Source organism: Lignipirellula cremea, from assembly GCF_056501455.1.
Map to the genome: position 1 here is coordinate 2,066,599 of NZ_CM151415.1, position 18,987 is coordinate 2,085,585.

9 protein-coding genes are annotated in these 18,987 nt (G+C 65.4%); 6 read left to right on the forward strand and 3 right to left on the reverse strand.

The window, feature by feature from the left end:
* The first annotated feature begins 351 nt into the window (after positions 1–351).
* The 3 genes from SH602x_RS08010 to sdhB all read left to right on the forward strand — a co-directional run bounded on the left by SH602x_RS08010 (position 352) and on the right by sdhB (position 4,324).
* A complete protein-coding gene (locus SH602x_RS08010) occupies positions 352–1,209 on the forward strand; it encodes a succinate dehydrogenase cytochrome b558 subunit (protein WP_479476289.1) in 858 nt (285 codons plus the stop codon).
* A gap of 83 nt (positions 1,210–1,292) precedes the next feature.
* On the forward strand, positions 1,293–3,335 hold the full coding sequence (sdhA, locus tag SH602x_RS08015; protein ID WP_479476290.1) for a succinate dehydrogenase flavoprotein subunit: 2,043 nt from the start codon (positions 1,293–1,295) through the stop codon (positions 3,333–3,335).
* A 122-nt stretch (positions 3,336–3,457) separates the two neighbouring features.
* Positions 3,458–4,324, forward strand: coding sequence for a succinate dehydrogenase iron-sulfur subunit (gene sdhB, locus SH602x_RS08020; protein WP_479476291.1), 867 nt, complete (start codon positions 3,458–3,460; stop codon positions 4,322–4,324).
* A gap of 202 nt (positions 4,325–4,526) precedes the next feature.
* Here sdhB and SH602x_RS08025 read toward each other — a convergent pair whose 3' ends face one another.
* The 3 genes from SH602x_RS08025 to pilM all read right to left on the reverse strand — a co-directional run bounded on the left by SH602x_RS08025 (position 4,527) and on the right by pilM (position 11,597).
* On the reverse strand, positions 4,527–7,004 hold the full coding sequence (locus tag SH602x_RS08025; RefSeq protein WP_479476292.1) for a hypothetical protein: 2,478 nt from the start codon (positions 7,002–7,004) through the stop codon (positions 4,527–4,529).
* Positions 7,005–7,143: 139 nt separating this feature from the next.
* A complete protein-coding gene (locus SH602x_RS08030) occupies positions 7,144–8,748 on the reverse strand; it encodes a hypothetical protein (protein WP_479476293.1) in 1,605 nt (534 codons plus the stop codon).
* Between the two features lie 65 nt (positions 8,749–8,813).
* Positions 8,814–11,597, reverse strand: coding sequence for a type IV pilus assembly protein PilM (pilM, locus tag SH602x_RS08035; protein WP_479476294.1), 2,784 nt, complete (start codon positions 11,595–11,597; stop codon positions 8,814–8,816).
* Between the two features lie 623 nt (positions 11,598–12,220).
* On the opposite strand from pilM, the gene SH602x_RS08040 reads away from it, so the two are divergent.
* The 3 genes from SH602x_RS08040 (at position 12,221) to SH602x_RS08050 (ending at position 18,984) form a co-directional block, all read left to right on the forward strand.
* Positions 12,221–13,510, forward strand: a complete 1,290-nt coding sequence (locus SH602x_RS08040) for a DUF1207 domain-containing protein (protein WP_479476295.1) — start codon at positions 12,221–12,223, stop codon at positions 13,508–13,510.
* Between the two features lie 213 nt (positions 13,511–13,723).
* Positions 13,724–15,076, forward strand: coding sequence for a metallophosphoesterase family protein (locus SH602x_RS08045; RefSeq protein WP_479476296.1), 1,353 nt, complete (start codon positions 13,724–13,726; stop codon positions 15,074–15,076).
* 122 nt (positions 15,077–15,198) lie between these two features.
* Positions 15,199–18,984, forward strand: coding sequence for an AAA family ATPase (locus tag SH602x_RS08050; RefSeq protein WP_479476297.1), 3,786 nt, complete (start codon positions 15,199–15,201; stop codon positions 18,982–18,984).
* The last annotated feature ends 3 nt before the right edge of the window (positions 18,985–18,987 follow it).

Sequence of the window (18,987 nt, forward strand, 5' to 3'; positions counted from 1 at the left end):
GCATTGGTTTTGATAACCGATCGCCGATCCGTGCTGAAAGAGGAAAATGCGCAGCAGCCGGCGGCGCCGCGTCGATGGCCTTCCCAGTCAGACGCGTGCTGCAATGCCCCCGGGTGCGTCCCGTTGAGGGCCGTCGAAGACCGCGTATACTTGACGAGGCGCCAAGGCGACTCTGCCTGATCGCGCCGCTTCGCGACGGCGCGCTCGTGATCTGCCCGCCTCTCCCTTCGGTTTTCCAGAAGGATCAGCCCCCCAGGCGGCGGGTCTCGCTCTACGACCGCTCGCGGCTCGTTCGCTCCCCTCGCGAGACGGCGACGTTCGCTTCGCCGCGCTCGAACAGGATTTTCACGCGTGGCTCAGCCCTCGTTCTTCGTCCGGCATGACTTCCTGATCCGGCGCCTCCATTCGCTGGCGGGCCTCGTTCCGGTCGGCGTCTACGTGATCGTCCACCTGGTCACGAACTCGCTGATCCTCAACAGCGTCGCGGCCTTCCAGGGACAGGTCTACACGATCCACAGCCTGGGCCCGGCCCTGTGGATCGTGGAGTGGACGTTCATCTTCATCCCCCTGCTGTTCCACGCGATCCTGGGGGTCTGGCTCGCTTTTCAGGGACGTCCGAACGCGACGCGATACACGTACGTCAATAACTGGCGCTACGTCCTGCAGCGGGTGACGGGCATCCTCGCCTTCTTCTTCATTTTCGCCCATGTGTTTCACATGCACGGCTGGTTTCATAGCGAGCTGTGGCATGACTACGTCAGCGGACCGCTCGGCGGCGCCACGTTCAAGCCTTACAACGCCGGCTCGACCGCCGCGCTGTCGCTGCAGGGGAACCCCGCGATTCCGGCGTTTTACGCGATCGGCGTCCTCGCGACGGTCTTCCATCTGTTCAACGGCATCTGGACGATGGGAATCACGTGGGGAGTCTGGACGACGCCTGCGGCGCAGCGAAAGGCGAACTGGGTCTGCCTGATCGGCGGACTGCTCCTCGCCGCGGTCGGCCTCTCGGCGCTGTTCGGTTTCATGACGCTCGACGTCGAGAAGGCGAAGAAGGTCGAGGACGCCATGTACGAATCGCGGCTGGAAGACCTGTCCGCGCCGGAGAGTCCGGAGAAACGGACGCAGCCCGATCCGGTCGTCGATCCCGCCTCGGCCAGCGAGGCCGACGCGCGAAACGAAACGAACGCCGGGATGCGGATGGCAGAGTGAATCCGTACGTCACAGCGTCGGTAAACTGAGAAGCAAGAATCGCCTCGGAATAGCGCCGAGTCCCAACGGAATCGAAAATCGCGATGGCTGAACGACGCGTGATGATTGTCGGCGGGGGACTGGCAGGCCTCGCCGCGGCGATGAAGCTGGCCGAACTGGGCGTCGCCGTCGACCTGATGAGCCTGACCCCGGTCAAACGCTCGCACAGCGTCTGCGCCCAGGGAGGCATCAACAGCGTCAGCGATCAGACGCGGCAGCTCGGCGATTCGGAGTGGCTCCACTTCGACGACACGGCTTACGGCGGAGACTTCCTGAACCATCAGCCGCCGATCAAGGAGATGTCCTACTGGGCGCCGAAGGTCATCGACCTGATGGATCGCCTGGGCGTCACCTTCAATCGCACGACCGAGGGCTTCCTCGATCGCCGGCGCTTCGGCGGAACGCTCTTCAAGCGAACGGCCTTCGCCGGCGCGACGACGGGGCAGCAACTCCTCTACGCCCTCGACGAACAGGTCCGCCGCTGCACCGCCGACGGCAAGGTGACGAAGTACGAATTCTGGGACTTCCTGGGTCCCATCCTCGACGACGACGGTCGCTGCGTCGGCGCCATGGGGCAGGACCTGGTCTCGATGACGGTCCGGGCCTTTCCGGCGGACGCCGTCATCGTCGCGTCGGGCGGACCGGGCCTGATCTACGGGCGCTCGACCATGTCGATGGCCTGCAACGGCAGCGCGGCCAGCCGCTGCTTCCAGGCCGGCGCGAAGTTCGGGAACGCCGAATTCATTCAGGTCCATCCGACCGCCATCCCGGGCTCGGACAAGCTCCGCCTGATGAGCGAATCGGCCCGCGGCGAAGGGGGCCGCGTCTGGGTGCCGCGTACGCCGCACGATGCCCGACCCCCGAAGCAGATCCCGGAGGCAGAGCGCTATTACTTCCTGGAAGAGCGCTTTCCCAAGTACGGGAACCTCGTTCCCCGCGACATCGCCACGCGGCAGATCTTCGACATCTGCGTGAACGAGGGGCTCTCCGTCGATGCGGATCGTCAGTCGGTCTATCTGGACCTGACGCACATCCCCCGCGACGAACTGAACCGCAAGCTGGGGGGCATCCTGGAGATCTATGAGAAGTTCCAGGGCGTCGATCCCCGCGCGAACCCGATGAAGATTTTCCCTGCCGTCCATTACTCGATGGGCGGACTGTGGGTCGACTATCAGAAGAACGCGGAAGGGGGCCTGACCCCCGGATCGCCGCGGAACCAGCAGACGACCATTCCGGGTCTCTACGCGATCGGCGAGTGCGACTACCAGTACCACGGCGCCAACCGCCTGGGGGCGAACAGCCTGCTGTCGTGCATCTTCTCCGGTCTGTTCGTCGCGCCGGGAATCGTGAACTACTTGAGCGGTCGCAAGGGAGCGTCGGCAGGCGAAGAGAGCCGCAAGGCCTTCTACGCCAAGGCCGAGGCAGACGCCTCGAAGCGCTTCGACGATCTGCTGACGCAGCCCGGGGGCGGCGAGAACCCCTACCTGCTCCACCAGGAGCTCGGCGACGTGATGACGAAAACGGCGACCGTCGTTCGGGATAACGAGCAACTGCAGGGCGCGATCGAAACGGTCACCGAGCTGGCCGAGCGTGCGAAGCGATGTTCCCTGTCCGACACCGGCCGCTGGACCAACCAGAACGTCGTGTTCACGCGCGCGCTGCAGGACATGTTCCCGCTGGCGCTCGCCATCCTGAAGGGCGCCCAGCTTCGCGACGAGTGCCGCGGAGCTCACTACAAGCCGAAGTTCGAAATGCCCGGCATCGCGGCCACCGATCCCGCCGGCAAGCGCCGCGAGGCGGAGGCCTGGTGCGACCAGTTCGAAGAGAACGTCCGCAAGTGGGTCAAGAGCTCGATCGCGACCTGCAAGGGCGATCGCGTCGAGATCAGCTACGAACCGGTCGACGTCTCGCTGATTCCGCCCCGTCCGCGGCTGTACGGTCTCGTCGGCGCCGAGGCGATCGAGGAAGTCTGGAAGGAACGGCAGACCCAGCGCAAAGCCAGCGGCGAGCCGGCGATCCCTGACTTCGACCCGGTCCACGGCGCTCAGAAGAATCGGCCGCTGGCGACAGCCGCGGCGGGCGACTGACGAAGAAGAAATCAGGCGAGCGGAGGGCATCAGCGCTCCGTGTCGCAGCGACGCAAGATTCGAAAACACGGAGGGCTCACGCCCTCGGCTCGCCCGAACGTCATCAGCAAGCGACCCAACCGATGATCGCTCCGAATAACGACCACGCTCCGCCGGAAGTTCCCGCGGGCGAGATGTTCTACGTCCGCGTCCTGCGACAGGATGCGCCGGGCCAGCCCGAACGATGGGAACGGTTCCAGCTCGCGTACGAACCGGGCATGAACGTCATCAGCGTGCTGCAGCAGATCGCTGCCCAGCCCGTCACCAGCGAAGGGTCGGGCACGACGCCCGTCGCGTGGGACTGCAACTGCCTGGAAGAGGTCTGCGGCGCCTGCACGATGGTCATCAACGATCGCGTGCGGCAATCCTGCTCTGCGAACGTGGCCAGGTTGCTGGCCGAGAAGCCGGGCGAGATCGAACTCCGCCCGATGGAGAAGTTTCCCGTCGTGCGGGACCTGGTCGTCGATCGGTCGCGGCTCTTCCGAGCGCTGACCAAGATCAAGGCCTGGGTCCCGGTCGAAGGTTATTACGAGATGGGCGCCGGGCCGAAGATCGGTCGCGAGCAACAGGAGCGAATGTACCCGATCTCGGAATGCATGAGCTGCGGGTGCTGCCTGGACGCCTGTCCGCAGTACGCGAAGATCGAACTGACGCGCGAGCCCGGCGAATCGGACGCCGACTTCGAGCGGCGCAAGAACGAGACGTACGACGTCGCCTTCGTCGGCCCCCACGCGATCGCCCAGACGGAACTGCACAACAGCCATCCGACCGGCGCGATGATGAAGAACGAGCGAATCGACGTCATGATGCAGCCGGGCGGCATTCAGGACTGCGGCAACGCACAGAACTGCGTCGCCGTCTGCCCGAAGCACATTCCGCTGACGACCTCGATCGGTCGCATCGGTCGCGCCGCCACGATCCGCGCCTTCGCCCGGATCTTCGGTTCCTGAGCTGGGAGCCCCATGTCGCTTCTCTGAGCGGGGGACGTGAGTCCCCCGAGGGCGTCGGCTTCGTTCCAGCGTTCGGAACTGGGGGGATTCATATCCCCCGCTGAGAAAAACTCGCGTTCGATTCGCCGGTAAGCTGCATCGGCGCACAAAAAAACGGGAGGCGGTAACCTCCCGTCGTTTCGCGTCGCTCGACCGATCGGGTTTAGGGGCCCATCGGCTGCGACTGCATATCGTTCGCCCGTGCCGCAGCGTCCTGCTGGGCTTTCAGCATCGCGGCGGCCTTCTTCTCCGGCGTAGGGTCGATGAAGAGGGTGTCGCGGTAGCCCTCGGCGTCCTCGACTTCGGAGGAGAACTCCAGGTTGCCGAACCGGTCGACGATCAGCGCCAGGGTCGGCGAGTTCAACGGGTTGCGAGGATCGCCGCCGGGCAGCTTCTCGCCGCCGCGGATGTCGAGCACGAGCGAGTCCGTCCGAAAGTTGTATCCTTCCAGGCGCCGGATCGGCGTCATCGGACCTGCCGCCGCCATGCCCGCCTGCGAATAAGGGTCGATCGGATTGGCGTACGGATCGATCTCCGCTCCGCCGCCGGCGACCTCACCATAGGGGCTGCCGCCCCCGCCCATGGCCATCCCGCCCATTCCGGCGCCGGCGAGTAGCAGCGGGTGGAGAACGTCGACGTCGCCGACCTTGTTGAGCACCGTCCCGCGACGGGCGTCGATTTCCGTCGGAACGTCGACCGCCCTGGCGTTATCCCATCGCGAGACCGCGATCTTGGCTTGCGGCTCTGAAAGCGCGATCGGGAAGTCGCCCCCGCCCGGAAGCGGGAAACGTCGGGCCGCTTCGCCTGCGCCCGCGAAGCGCTTCTCCGGCGCGAACGGCACGACGACGTCTTCGCTGGGAAGGCTCCATTCGGTGGTCCGGTAATAGACTTCCTCGGCGCCCCCGTCCGCTTCCGGAACGCTGTTCAGTCGGGTCAGAACTTCAGGCGTGAGCATGTATTCCTTCAGCGGGCCGCCCGTGCCGCCCATGCCGGAACCGTAGCCCGAACTGGCGTACGACGACGAGCCTTCGTATCCCGACGATTCGCCGCTGACGGCTCCGTACCCGGCGCCCGCAGCCCCGGCCGCAGCCGTCCCGGCGCCGGAACGCATCGCGAACAGGTTGTTCGGATCGCGGTAGAAGAGCCGCACGCGATAGCGATAGGTCTTTCCGGGCTGAGCGTCGAAGTCGAAGAAGCGGACGAGCTTGTAATCGACCCCGGCCATCGGGTTACCGTAGCCGCTGCCGGTCGACCCGTACGGCGAACTGCCGTACATGTCGCCGCCCGATTCGCCGTACATTTCGCCGCCCATCATCGACGGGTCGCCGTAAGGCGAGCCGCCCATCATCGAGGGATCTTCGTACATCGACGAATCGCCGTAGGGAGAGCTTTCGCCGTAGGGCGAGCCCCCTCCGTACATGGCGCCGGCTCCGCCCATGCCCGGTCCGCCCATGCCCGGTCCACGAGGCAGACTTCGGGGTCCGCGAGCGGGCGCTTCGTCTTCTTTTCCGGTCTCCTCGCCCTCGACCGCTTCGCCGTTCGGGCCGCGCTTCGCGTTGCGTTCGGCCCGTGCGGAGGCAAGCGTCTTGCGTGCCGGAATCAGCGAGTGAAGGCCCAGGTCCTTCAGCTTCACCATCACCATCGGAGGGATAGGAAAGGTGGTCATGCCCGGGAGCAAGTATCGCGGATCCGCCGGTTCTTGCGGCTGCGAAGCGGCCATGCGTGCCTGCTCGAGCGCCTTGTCCGTATCGGAGATCAGCGTCCACTTGAGCTGGTCCTCGGTCATCCCAGGGGCGACTTCCGCGCGCTCCGCTTCGAACCAGACGACTTCCGGTCGATCACGCATCGGGTCGAAGCCGGTGGCGTCCTTGAAGGTCCGCTCGAACTCGTCGTTCTGCCGCTTCAGGGGGACGACCGCCTTCACGGCGACGACGTAAGCGCCCTTCAGGTTGGCTTTCGCCGAGATCGTGTAGTAGTCCTTCTGAAACTTCTGCTGCAGGTAGGGCGTGAGCTGCTTGACCGTCGGCTTGTTCGGATCGGTTCCATAGGGCGAACCCGAACCGTAGGGCGCGCCTTCCATTCCCATTCCCATTTCGCCGCCGGGACCGTAGGGGCTTCCCGCGGCGCCGCGGGGCGTGCGCGACTTCGGCTGCTTCGGCGCCTCGATCTCCGGATCGACGGCATCCTCGAGCGTGTCGACGACTTTTCCGCCGCGAGGGGTGCGCTGCGCGACGGCGCCGATGCTGACCGCCACTTCGATCTGCTCGGGCGGGTAGATGTCCGGGTCGGTCCGCTTCACCAGTTCCTTGAAGATCGGCGTGTCGAGTACGGGGCTCTGGTAGAGCTGCTCGCTGAGCGGATTGCGAGCGACCTTCGCGCGACGGGCATGGTTGGTGGGCGCGACGCGGTCAGGGGACTCCGCGACGTTCGGCCAGGTGTCCTGCTGGAGCTTCACCTTGACCTGCTCGACCTGCGTTTTCAGCGAATCGGGCGTCCTGGAGGAATCGAACGATTCCCCTCCGTACCCGAGGGCGAAAAACGCCGCGAGCGCGACGAACGCCAGGACGAGGAGAACCTTCTCCGAATGGAACAGGAAGAAGCCCTTGAGCCCTGTCCGCTTCGCTTTGTAATTCAGACTCATCTGGATCTCCTGACGGACCTAACGAAAGTCAGACGGATGCGTCGCTTTCGCGAGGCCCATGGTTCCGCGCCGGAGCGGCCCTGAACGCTCTGTGCGCGGCGATTCTCGATTTCGAACCCTGCGTTCGTGCTCGACCTGGTCAGTTCACGCTCGTGAGCGTCTCGCCGGCGGGAGCCGCCGGAGTCGCTTCGCCCTCTCCCGTCGCCTCGACTTCGAGCGGCCCGCCGTCCGACGGGGGAGGATTATAGATGTAGACGATTCCGTAAATTTCGACCACGGCGTCGAACGACGTACCGGGGCCGCCCATGCCGGGGCCCGCGCCCGATCCCGAACCGTAAGGCGAGGAAGCGGACTCGCCGCCGCTCGCGCCGCTGCTGGCCGTGCCGAAGCCGCCCGATCCGCCGTAGGGGCTGGCGCCGCCAGCTCCGCCGCCGCCGTAAGCGCCCATCGACGCTGCGCCGGAGGTGCCCGGGTTGATCCGGACCTGCCGGACTTCGAGGGTGAGCGGCGCGTTGGCGCACTCGATCAGCAGTCGATTCAGGTATCGCTGATCCATCCGCACCCGCATCCGGACCGGCATCCGCTTGGCGACCGCGAGATAGGCTTTCGCCGGGTCCGTGGTCGTGAGCGAACCGCGAAGCTCCTCCGCGGTGAGCGGCTTGTACGCGTTGTCGACGTAGCGTCCCGCCGCCGGGTCGATTTCGACGGCCGGCCCCATCCCCGAACCGGGAGTCATCATCATGTCGCCGCCCGGCATCCCCTCGGAACCGTATCCGGCGACTCCGGCCTCGCCGTACGGATCGCCGGAGGCGCTGCCTTCCACCGGCATCCCCATTTCCGTCATCGTGCCGGTTCCGGCCGCGGCGGTTACGAGGGGCGTAATCATCGCGTCGCTGCGAACCGCGGCGGCGCCGATGCGGATGAACTGTATTTCCTTGACCAGCGCTTCGTAATAGGCGTCCGCGTCGCCGTTCGTGCGGCGGATGATCTCCATGAGCGACTGCAGCGTCCAGAAATCTTCCTGGGCGTAGAGCATCTGCAGAGTCGTCGGGACCGAGTTCGGACGGGCCGACCAGTTGAACCGCAGGTTGTAGATCTCAGCCTGATTGGCCGCGTTCCAGTCGACAACGGGACGTTCCTCTTCGACCGCGCCAGGCATGCCGCTACCGTCAGCCATCGAAGAAGACGAGCCGGAGTAGGGCGAGTAACCCGCCCCGGCGCCGCTATAGCCCTCCATTCCGCCGGCGCCCGCGCCCTTCATGGCGTCCGGATCGACGGTCCATTTCGCGCCGATCGTCTCCGCCAGCTTGGGAAGCTCGTCCGCGATGTAATTGCTGTAGACGACGCGCCAGTCCTGGAGCAGTTCCTTATTCGGAGGCGTCGGAAACTCAGGGAAGTGAGTTTCGATCGGGCGCAGACGGGACAGATCCCGGCGCATCTTGTTGGTGAACGTCGACGGCCAGGTAAAGATCTTTTCCTGCTCCAGGTACTGCTCCTGCCAGGCGCTCTTGACGCTGAGCTTCAAGTCCTTGATCCGCTGATCCATTGCGGCGTGGGTGATCTCGTTGGGGTGGTCCGGAATGCCGTTGACCCCGTTCACCAGCGAGAAGCCCGACTCGATCTTCGCCTTGTCCGCGGCGTAGCGCGCGCTCATGTCCATGGTCGTCCAGACCCAGGCGCCGAGCGCGACGGCCGTCAGGACGCCGCAGAAGATCCAGAAGTAATGCTTTTTGACGAAGTCCATCGAACTCGATCCTAATTGAATTGCGTGCCCCGCTCCTGAACCGTCGCGACCCGAGAAAACTCGCGTCAGGGGTTCGGAGGAGCCGGCGTCTCGCCCGGCGCTGCGGCTTCAGGAGTCGCCGCGGCAGGGTCGGGCGTCACTTCCGTCACAGGTTCCGTCGCCGGCGGTCCGGCCGGGTCGGATGCGACAGGATCGACGCCGGCCGGCGGCACGACCTCCGGAGTCGCCGTACCGGGCGGAATCGCCGTCGCCGGATCGCCATCCGCCGGATCGACAACTGCAGGGTCGGTCGCAGCCGGGTCGACGACCGCGGGATCCGTCGTGACGGGGTCGGTCGCAGTCGGATCGAACACCGACGGGACGACGGGTTCCGCCGAGGGATCGACTTCGTCCATCGGCGCTTCAGCCGGTTGCGCGGCGGCGGCCGCTTCCGCAGCTTCCTTCCGTGCCTGGAGCCGCTTCGTCAGGGGAGTTTCCTTCCAGACGAACTGAACTTTGAACTCGTACCTCGGGGCCGTGTAGAACTCCGGCTCCGGTTCGGGCGCTTCCTCTTCTTCCGCGCCTGCGGCAGCGCCGTTACGACCTCCGGTCCGGCCGGCCCCGCCTTGCCGACGCCCGGTTCCGGCTCCGACTCCCGCTCCCGGGGCCTGAGCGCCAGGCATCATCGACCCCGATCCGTACGGCGAGCCTTCCATTCCCATCGCCGGATCGGCGTTGGGATTGGGGATCTTGAAACTGTTGTTGATGTTGCCGGTCGCCGAAATGATCGGGAACTGGATGCCGAGTTCCTTGAAGGTGAACGTAATCATCTGCGGCGGCACGCTCGGGTCGTCCGACGGCACCGGCAGAGCGACTTCCCCATCCCGGAGTTGTCGAATCAGCGTACGACGCAAGTAGTTCTCGCCCGAGTCGAGAATCTGCGTGCGACTGTTGTGGAAGTGATGACCGCGAAGCTCGATGACCCAGCCCTGCTCGGTCGGACCAGCGACCTGGCCCCCTTCGCCCGCCTCGCCCTCGGTCGCGGCAGCCGGATCGGTCGCGGCAATTTCCGCGGCGGGTTCCGTCGCGGCGGGGTCAACCGCTGCGGGGTCGACAGCAGCAGGATCTACAGCTGCGGGGTCGGCCGAGGCGGGATCGACGTCGGCAGCGGCCGGATCTACAGCAGCGGGATCGACGAGCGCCTCGTCGTCGCCGTCTGCATTCGCTCCGCGGTTACGGCGGTTTCCCATCCCCTTGAACACCCGGTCGTCAGCGGCATAGCGCTTCTGCACCGGCTCGGTCCACCAGACGGCGAGGTCCGGAAAGAACTGTGCCTCCATCGACGCGATATAAAGCTCGGTCCGCTGATCGAAGGGGTAAGTCTTCGGATCGGGAACCTGGCCACGCGCGACCTTCGCAGAGCTGTCCGGCAGCGCGACTTCCAGCGCGGAAAGCAGCTCCAGCCAGACGAGTTTGCGGTCGGCATTGCCCACCACTTCGTCCCCGAGCGCCCGGACGTGCGCGAGCTGAGCGATCTGTTCGGCGTCTTTGCCTGTCTTGGCGTCGCTCTCCGACTTGACCGGGGTGGCCATCGCGATGGCGGAGTCCCAGGTCGTTCCGTCCGAGCCTGCCTGCTGCGGGTTCACTTCCCAGGTCCGCCAGACCTGGAACGCCGCGTTGGCGGCGAATCCGAGCAGCACGAGCGCGACCGCCGCCACCGCCCAGGGCTTTTTCTCCCGGACGATGCGGTCGGTGATGATCTCGGGCGGGAGCAGGCTGGTCTTCAGCTTCGCCGCGCCGCAGCCCTGCAGGCAGAGACCGTACGCGCCGGCGAAACCCGCGGCGTTCGAATGGAACGTCTCGGCGTTGACGACTTCAGAGCCTTCCAGCTTCTCGAACTTCTTCAGGCGAGAGACGGGCAGGCCCAGATTCTGTTCGACGTACTGCGACAGACCGCGAAGCTTGCTGGAGTTGCCGATCAGCAGGACCTTCTCGATCTTCGCCTTTCGGTCGATCGTCTGGTAATGGCGGATCGAACGCTGCAGTTCGTTCACCAGGTCATTGAAGACCGGACGCATCACCTGGAAGACGGCCTTGGGATCCTCGGCCTCCATGACGTGCCGCTTGAGCTGCTCCGCCTTGGCGTGCGTGAGCTTCAGCTCCTTCGACAGGATCTTCGTGAAGTGGTTGCCGCCGATCGGGATGCTGCGCAGCCAGAGCGTGTGGCCGTTGGTGAAGATGAGGTCGGTCGTTTCCGTCCCCATCGACAGCACGAGCGTGTGCGGCGGCGGATTGTCCGGATCGTAATCGCCCTGGTCCGAGTCCTTGAGCTGTTCCTGCGAGACAGTGTTGAAAACCGTCAGCGGCGAAAGCTGAACCGTCGACGGCTCCAGCTTCTTGTCCAGGAACGGCTTGATCGCGCGGGCGACGTGCTCCCGCTTCATCGCGAAGATGCCGACCTCATTGTCGAGCTGGAAACCCTCGACCTCATGCCCGCCCAGCGACTGCCAGTCCCAGATGACTTCGTCGAGGGGGAAGGGGATCTGCTGCTTGGCCTCGAATTCCACCAGTTGCGGCAGAACCTTCGCCTCGACCGGGGGCGGCTTGAAAAAACGAGCAAGGCCCGTGTTTCCGGGCACCGAGATGGCGATTTCGTCGCCGCGGGTCTCGTTGCGGGAGAGGAACTGTTCCAGCGCGTCGCTGATCAGTTCCGCCGGGTTCGCCTCGGGGGAGGAGAGGAGCTTGGGATATTCGACGTAGTCGAACGATTCCGCGACCACCCCTTGGCCGTCATCGGAGATCCGGCATTTCAGCGCTTTGAGCGCCGACTGGCCGATATCGATGCCCCAGACCGAGCGTTTCGCCGCCATAAGAACGAGTCTTCCTGCTCTAACGAACGAAGCGAACGCCGTCGTGCCACGGCGGAAACGCTTCCTGCGAATGCGGTTACCATCGGTCGCCCGTCATCGCGGCGCAAGCGATAGCCTGTGCCCATCCATGTCGCCTCGGCATCAGCCGAAGAAACCGGATTCTGCGACGTTCTTCGCTGAATCGGCTCTCAATCATGCCGTCGCCGATGCGGTCGAAGCCCCCGATTCGACAGCGAAGCGACCGGCCGAAGCCGTTCCCGCGAAAGGTTTACGAGCGAACTGCGGAGAGAAAAGATCCCTGCCGGCGCATGAAAAGAGACGGATCCCTGCGACGACAGACTGCACTAATTTAGTCCCGCTTTTCTCCCAAAGTCAATGATTTTCCAGACGATGTGACTCGCCCGTTACGCGGATTCCCGCCATGAACGGAGTTCCGGACCGCGAACGGGAGAATCATGGTTCGATCGACATTTACCTGCGGATCGAGCCGAGGTCAGCACACCAGTCGCCGCTGACTCAGCATTGCCGCCCGTCCGAGCGGCAGGTCGGTGAAAAACCGCTCTGGCGACCGCGGCGAGAGACTCGCTACAGTCCCGCCGCGACGAATGCGCCTCGATGGCGCGATGCCTGCGGATTTTCACGATCGTCGCGAAAAAATCGAATGGGATGCCACGGTGTTCCGGCGAGCGCTCCTTTCAGTCATCGGCCTGAGTCTCCTGGCGACGGCTCCCGTCGTTCGCGGAGAGCATTTCGGCGTCGAACGGCCCAATAGCCGCGGCGAGATATATCAGGTTCCTGGATCGACTCCGTATGATCCCGGGTGGCATCCGGGCCAGTTCCCGCTGACGATCATCGACGAACGCCGGGGCGAGTTATTCGAGATCGCCGACTATCTGCCTGAAACGGTCGGACCGGGCGAGATCGTCGTGCGGGGCCAGTCGCCGGCGGATTTGCCTCCCACGTTCGCGAGCGATCAGGCCGACGCGGCGACGGAACTGATCCCCGCCTCCGCTTTCTTCGGATATCCCGCCGCCGAGTCGCTCGTCGAGAGCGACGCAAACCGGGCGTGGGAGTCGCAGGCGGAGTACGACCGCCCCTCGATCGAAGATCGCCACACCGTCCGGCGAACTGACGCGGACGACGTCTGGCGCTTCGTGCTGCTGCCGGAGGACCTGATCTACCGCTCGTATCTGGCGGGAGCGAAGGAATCCCGCATGAGCACGCAGATCGTCTGGGACAACGACGAACTGAATCCGAACACGTACTTGTGGGAAGCGACGCTCGGCGGCCGAATCGGCCTGATCCGGTTCGGCAGCGTGGACGGCCTGTACCCGCAAGGATTTCAGCTCGACGTCGAGGGCTCGGCCCAGGTCCGGCTGGACATTCTGGAAGACGTCGACGTCCGCTCGGTCGACTTCCGCGGCGGCATCCCCCTGACCTACGGCTTCGGTCGCTGGCAGGCGAAGCTGGCGTATTACCACCTCAGCTCGCATCTGGGGGACGAGTTCGTCATCAAGAACCCGGGGTACAACCGCCTGAACTTCGCCCGGGACGCGTTCGTGCTGGGTCTCGCCTACAACGTCACCGACGATCTGCGGGTGTACAGCGAAGTCGCCTGGGCGTTTTACGACATCGTCAGCGAGCCGTGGGAGACGCAGTTCGGCTTCGACTTCGCACCGGCGAAACCGACCGGCTTCGCGGGAGCGCCATTCGTCGCGGCGAACGTCCACCTCCGCGAAGAACTCGACTTCAGCGGAAACTTCACGGCCCAGGCCGGCTGGGCCTGGCGGAGCGACCGGGGACGCAAGCTTCTGCGTTTCGGCGTCACCTACTACAACGGCCTGAGCTCGCAGAACTCTTTCTACCACCGCCACGAGCAGCAGATCGGCATCGGGGCGTTCTACGACTTCTAAGCTCGCCGTCCGGTTCGGTTGAGCCGGTCGCTGCAAACTATCCGCTCGTCAAAAAATCTCCTCCCGATCGCGCTTTGCCGCGAAACGCTGTAGGAGACGAGGGGGCGCTTTCATAAAATCGCGGACATTCGCTGCCTTGCGCTAAAGTTTTCGCAGGCAGTCACGTCCGCGCGGAATGGTCTCCGCGCTTTCGAGTAGGCAGGGAGGCTTTCCATGGCTCCGCGATCCGTGCGGGCGCTGCATGCGTCCGATTTCGCGCTCGATCAGCCGCTGGCAGGATTCACCGACGTTCCCGAACATCTGGAGGACGTCCTGCTCGACCTCCCGTACCAGGCCGTCGCGCGCGTCGTCGACGCCGCGATCGCCGAGCGGGTCGATATGGCCCTGCTCTCGGGCAACCTGCTCGATCCCATGATGGCCGGTCCGCGGGGAGTGACCTTCCTGGCGGAACAGTTCGACCGCCTGGCCCAGGCCGACGTCGACGTCTTCTGGGCGGGCGGCGAAAACGATACGCCCGACCGCTGGCCCTCGGCGGCCAAGCTGCCCCCCTGCGTGCAGCGCTTTCCGGCGGATCGGGTAACGACGCTCGTCTGGCGCCGCGAAGGGGTCGAAACGATCTCCATCACCGGCAGGAGCGGCAAGTTCGCGACGCTGCTGCCCGATGCCTTTCGCACGACCGAAACCGGCATCCCAGTCGTCCTCGCCTGCGGCGAAGTCGACGCCGAAGCGGCGAAAAAGCACAACGCCCGGTACTGGGCGCTCGGCGGAAAGCGGGAGCGGCGAACCGTGCCCGCGGGCCAGGCGGTATTGCATCATCCCGGCAGCCCGCTCGGCATGTCGCCCGAAGAGCGTTCGCCCCGCGGCTGTTCGATCGTGGAGATTCCGCTGGTCGGGGCGCCCCGGGTGAAGACCATCGATCTCGATCCGGTCCGCTGGCGCGACGAAACGCTGGAGGTGGACACCGACGCGTCGAAGGACGACCTGCTGCGGGAACTCCGCGAGGTCATGCGTAACATCGCCAAGGCGAACGTCGACCGGCTGGCGGTCGTTCGCTGGCGGATCGAAGGCGCCAAGTACCTCGGCAGCCAGGCCCGTCGCGGCGGTCTGGCCGAGGAACTTCTGACCATCCTGCGGGACGAGTTCGGTTCCCGTTCGGCTTCGCCCCACTCGCCCGGCGTCTGGACGGCTTCGCTGCGGCTGGAAGCCGATGCCGACTATCCCGACGACTGGTACGAAGAGGACACGATCCTCGGCGACTACCTCCGCTCGGTGAAGAAGCGGAAGGGGATTCGTGTGCCGTTCGACTGGAGTCGCTATTTGCCGGTCGAAGGCACGCCCGATCTGCTGGCGAATCTTCCGCCGCTGCCTGACGAAGCGACGCGGCAGGAGATTCTGGACGAGGCGACCGCGCTGGCCGTCGATCTGCTCCGCGGCGATAAGCCCTACGTCGTGGCGAAGAAGGAACTGAAGGCCAAGCCGGTCGCGACCGCCGCGAAGCCCGTGACGGTCAAGAACGAAGAAGCCGAGTTCGTCGGTCCGCCCGTCGCGAGCGGGGCGAGTACGTAGCGACGGGGGTAGGGTGGGTCGTTGACCCACCCTACCCAACGACCCACCCTACGACAGAAAAAACACTGGCAGAGCCAGTGCCACCCGGCAAACGGGCCGGACGCCTACGAAGGAACGTAGCGATGCGAATCGAAGCGATCGAAGTCGACGGGTTCGGCGTCTGGAGCGACCTCACCGTTCCCGAACTGTCGCCCCAGATCACCGTCGTCTACGGACGAAACGAAGCGGGCAAGACGACGCTGATGCAGTTCGTCCGGGCCATGCTGTACGGCTTCTCGGCCGACCGGACCGATCGCTACCTCCCGCCCGTCCGCGGCGGCAAAGGCGGGGGTCGTCTGCGTCTGACCTCGTCGACGGGCGACTACACGCTTCAGCGTCAGTCAGAAGCTCACGGGGAAGTCACGACCCGGGGGCAGTTCTCGCTGCACGACAGCCACGGCACGCGTCAGCCCGAGTCGCTGCTCGACAGCCTCATGGCCGGCGTCGACGAATCGATCTATCAGAACGTCTTCGCCGTCGGCCTGCGCGAACTGCAGGAACTGGCCACGCTCTCGGCGACCGATGCGGCGGATCATCTCTACAAGCTGACGAGCGGCCTCGACCGCGTTTCGCTGGTCGACGTCGTCCGCGAAGTGCAGGGCGCCCGAACCGAACTCTACGACGGCGGCACCGGCCGGGGAGCCATCCGCGATCTGCTGCGGCAGCGGGAGCGCCTGAACGCGGAGATCAACGACCTCGCGACCTCGGGCGGGCGCTGGTCGTCGCTCGCGGGGCAGCGTGATCTGCTCGTGCGCGACGCCGAACTGGTCCAGAAGCGAATCGACGAACACGAAGCGCGGGTCAAGCTGCTCGAAGCCTGCCTGAACGTTCGCGATCACTGGCTCGCCCGGAAGATGGTCGACGAGCAGCTGCGCCTGCTCGCCCCGATCCCGGACGTCGATCCGAAGTCGCTGGAACGACTCGACGAGCTGAACGGCCTGTCCGTGCAGCGGGAACAGCGGATCGACTCGCTCCTCGCGCAGCGGCAGGGCCTCCGCGCGGACGCGGACAAGATGCCGCTCAACCGCCGCGTGCTGGAACGCGCGCCGCGGCTGGAAGCGCTGGGCGAACACGCGCCGTGGCTCGAATCGCTCGAAAGCCAGATCGAACGCCTCCGTGCGGACATCCACGTTCTCGAGAGCGAGAACGATTCGCAGAAGGACCAGTTCATGCTGCCGGGAGGCATCCGCCTCTCCAGCATCCCGGACCTGTCGCAGAAGACGATGGCGATCCTGAAGGGACCGGCGTCGGGGCTGCGCGAATACTCCGGCAAGCTCGGCCAGCTCGAAAGCGAACTGAAGGTCGCTCACGGCGAACTGGAAGAGACGACGCTCGAACTGGAAGCGGCGCTCTCCGAGATCGGCAAGCACGATCTGAACGAATCGCTCGAAGAGCAGGGCGAACGGGCGACGCAGCTTCGCCGGCGGATCCAGCTCGAAGAGCGGATCGGCAAGATGGCCCGCGACCGCGAAGCCCTGGAACGCGAGTGCCAGGAACTGCTCGACGAGCAGGTCATGCCGTTCTGGAAGTTCGTCGCGCTCGGCGTGCCGTTCTGCCTCGGCGTGCTGATGATCCTGGGCGGCATCGCCTGGTCGGCGCTGACCGTGTCGGGACTGGGCGTGATCGTGACGCTCCTCGGCGTCGCCGGCATGGGCGCCGCGGTCGCGATGAAGATCACCGTCGAGCGCAGCGCCGCGCGGGAATTCGAGGCCTGCAACCGTCAGCTCGAACAGGTCACGACCCAGCTTCGTCTGGGGCGACGCGAGGTCGAGGAACTCGATCACCTCCTGCCGGCGAGCCAGGTTCCGTTCACCGCGCAGCTCAAGGAAGCCGAGCAGGAGATCGCCCTGCTCGAAACCCATCTGCCGCTGGAGCAGAAGCGCCGGGCCGCGCAGCAGCGTCGCGAAGCGGCGGAAGAGCGCTACCGCGACTGCAAGGACCGGATGGACGAGGCTCAGCGCCGCTGGGACAAGGCGGTCGCCAACTGCGGCCTGCCGGACGGCGTCTCGCCCCGGCACGTCAAGCTGCTCAGCAATCGCAGCGAGCACATGCTCCAGCTTCAGCGTCGGCTGGAGCAGCGTTACGACGATATGAAGAACGCCGAGCGGGAACTGAAGTCGCTCCGCGCCCGAATCGACCAGCACTTCGTCGAAAGCGGACTCGAAAAGCAGACCGACGACGCCCAGCTTCAGCTTCGCCAACTGCTTACCGCGCTCCAGACGCAGAAGGATCTGGTCGACCGCCGACGAGGCCTGAAGAAGCAGTTCGGAGAACTGACTCGCGACCTGAAGAAAGAACGCCGGGCGCTCGACCGCCTGAACCGGAAGCGCGACATGCTGTTCGCCTCGGCGGGGGCCGACGACGAATCTCGCTTCCGCCAGCTTGTCGCCAAGCGGAAGCAGGCCGACCGGTTGTTCGAGGAGCGCGAAGAGATCTCGTCCCGCATTCGTGCCGCCGTCGGGATGCACTATCCGGAAGAGACGATCGCTGCCGAGTTGGAAGCCGAGACGTCGAACCAGATTCCGCAGATCCGCGCGAGCGTCCTGGCCGACGAACGCGAACTGGAAAAGAAGCTCTCCGAACTGCACGGCAAACGGGGTGAACTGACGCAGGAGATGAAATCGCTCGCCGGCGATCGGCGTCTCGCCAAGGCGAGGCTGGAGCTGCAATGCGTCGAGGCGAAGCTCGACGAAAAGAGCTGGAACTGGCGCGTCCTGTCGGTGACCGGCGGCCTGCTCGAATCGATTCGAGAGATCTACGAGAACGAACGTCAGCCGCAGACCCTGGCCGAGGCGTCGGAGTACCTGGCCAAGATCACCCGCGGCCAGTACGTCCGAATCTGGACGCCGATGGGCGACGACGTCCTTCGCGTCGACGACGGCGACGGCAAGCACTATCGCCTGGACGTGCTCAGCCAGGGAACGCGGGAGGCGATCTTCCTCTGCCTGCGGCTGGCTCTCGCGGCGGCATACGCCAAGCGGGGCGCCCATCTGCCGCTGGTGCTCGACGACGTGCTGGTCAACTTCGACAACGCCCGGGCGATGCACGCGGCGGAGGTCTTCCGCGACTTCGCCAGCCGCGGCTACCAGATGCTGCTCTTCACCTGCCACGAGCACATCTTCGACATTTTCCGCCGGATGGAGGTCGACGTCCGCACGCTACCGACCAATCGCGAACGCGGACAGGTCCTGTCTCGATCGCTGTTCGAGCCGACGCCCTACATCGAGCCGATCGCGATCGAAGAAGAAGAGCCGGAGATCCCTGAGCCCGAATTCGGAGCGATCGAATCGTTCGAGCCGGAAGCCGCGCCGGAACCGGAGCCTGAACCGGAAGTCGTTCTCGAAGAAGAACCTGAATTCAAGCGGAAGCACCCGTTCCACGCTCGATCGATTCGGAAGAAGCGTCGGGACCTGCTCTTCGGCCCGCCCGCTCCCGAGCCGGAGAAGGCGCCCGAACCTGAATTGACGCTCGAACCGGAGCCGGTCGTCGAGCTTCCCGTCCTCGAAGCGCCTCCCGAACCGGTGGTCGTGCGAGAGATCCCGCGCCCCCGCGGTTTCCGCCTGGTGCCCGCCGACTGGGCCATTCGTGCGAACAAGACGATCGTCGAACGGGATATCCGACTGGCCGACCTGGCGCTGGAATCGGATTCGCCGATGGCTGCGACCGCGGATGCACCTGCCGCGGATGGTCCGCTCGTGGGAACCGACAAGGCGGAAACGGAAGCGTCTTTCGACGCCTTCGCGGACGCGGAACTCGACGAACCGGTCGTGGAGATCGACGAAGATCCGTTCGAGGCGTTCCCTGCCGCGACGCTGACCTGGGGTCAGCCGAGCGAAACGTGGAATGACCAGTCCGACGACCTCCCCTGAGAG

Excerpts from the sequence above, each read along its gene's own strand:
- sdhA (WP_479476290.1), top strand. The coding sequence starts at position 1,293 with ATGGCTGAACGACGCGTGATGATTGTCGGCGGGGGACTGGCAGGCCTC.
- sdhB (WP_479476291.1), top strand. The coding sequence starts at position 3,458 with ATGATCGCTCCGAATAACGACCACGCTCCGCCGGAAGTTCCCGCGGGC.
- SH602x_RS08025 (WP_479476292.1), bottom strand. The coding sequence starts at position 7,004 with ATGAGTCTGAATTACAAAGCGAAGCGGACAGGGCTCAAGGGCTTCTTC.
- SH602x_RS08030 (WP_479476293.1), bottom strand. The coding sequence starts at position 8,748 with ATGGACTTCGTCAAAAAGCATTACTTCTGGATCTTCTGCGGCGTCCTG.
- pilM (WP_479476294.1), bottom strand. The coding sequence starts at position 11,597 with ATGGCGGCGAAACGCTCGGTCTGGGGCATCGATATCGGCCAGTCGGCG.
- SH602x_RS08040 (WP_479476295.1), top strand. The coding sequence starts at position 12,221 with ATGCCTGCGGATTTTCACGATCGTCGCGAAAAAATCGAATGGGATGCC.
- SH602x_RS08045 (WP_479476296.1), top strand. The coding sequence starts at position 13,724 with ATGGCTCCGCGATCCGTGCGGGCGCTGCATGCGTCCGATTTCGCGCTC.
- SH602x_RS08050 (WP_479476297.1), top strand. The coding sequence starts at position 15,199 with ATGCGAATCGAAGCGATCGAAGTCGACGGGTTCGGCGTCTGGAGCGAC.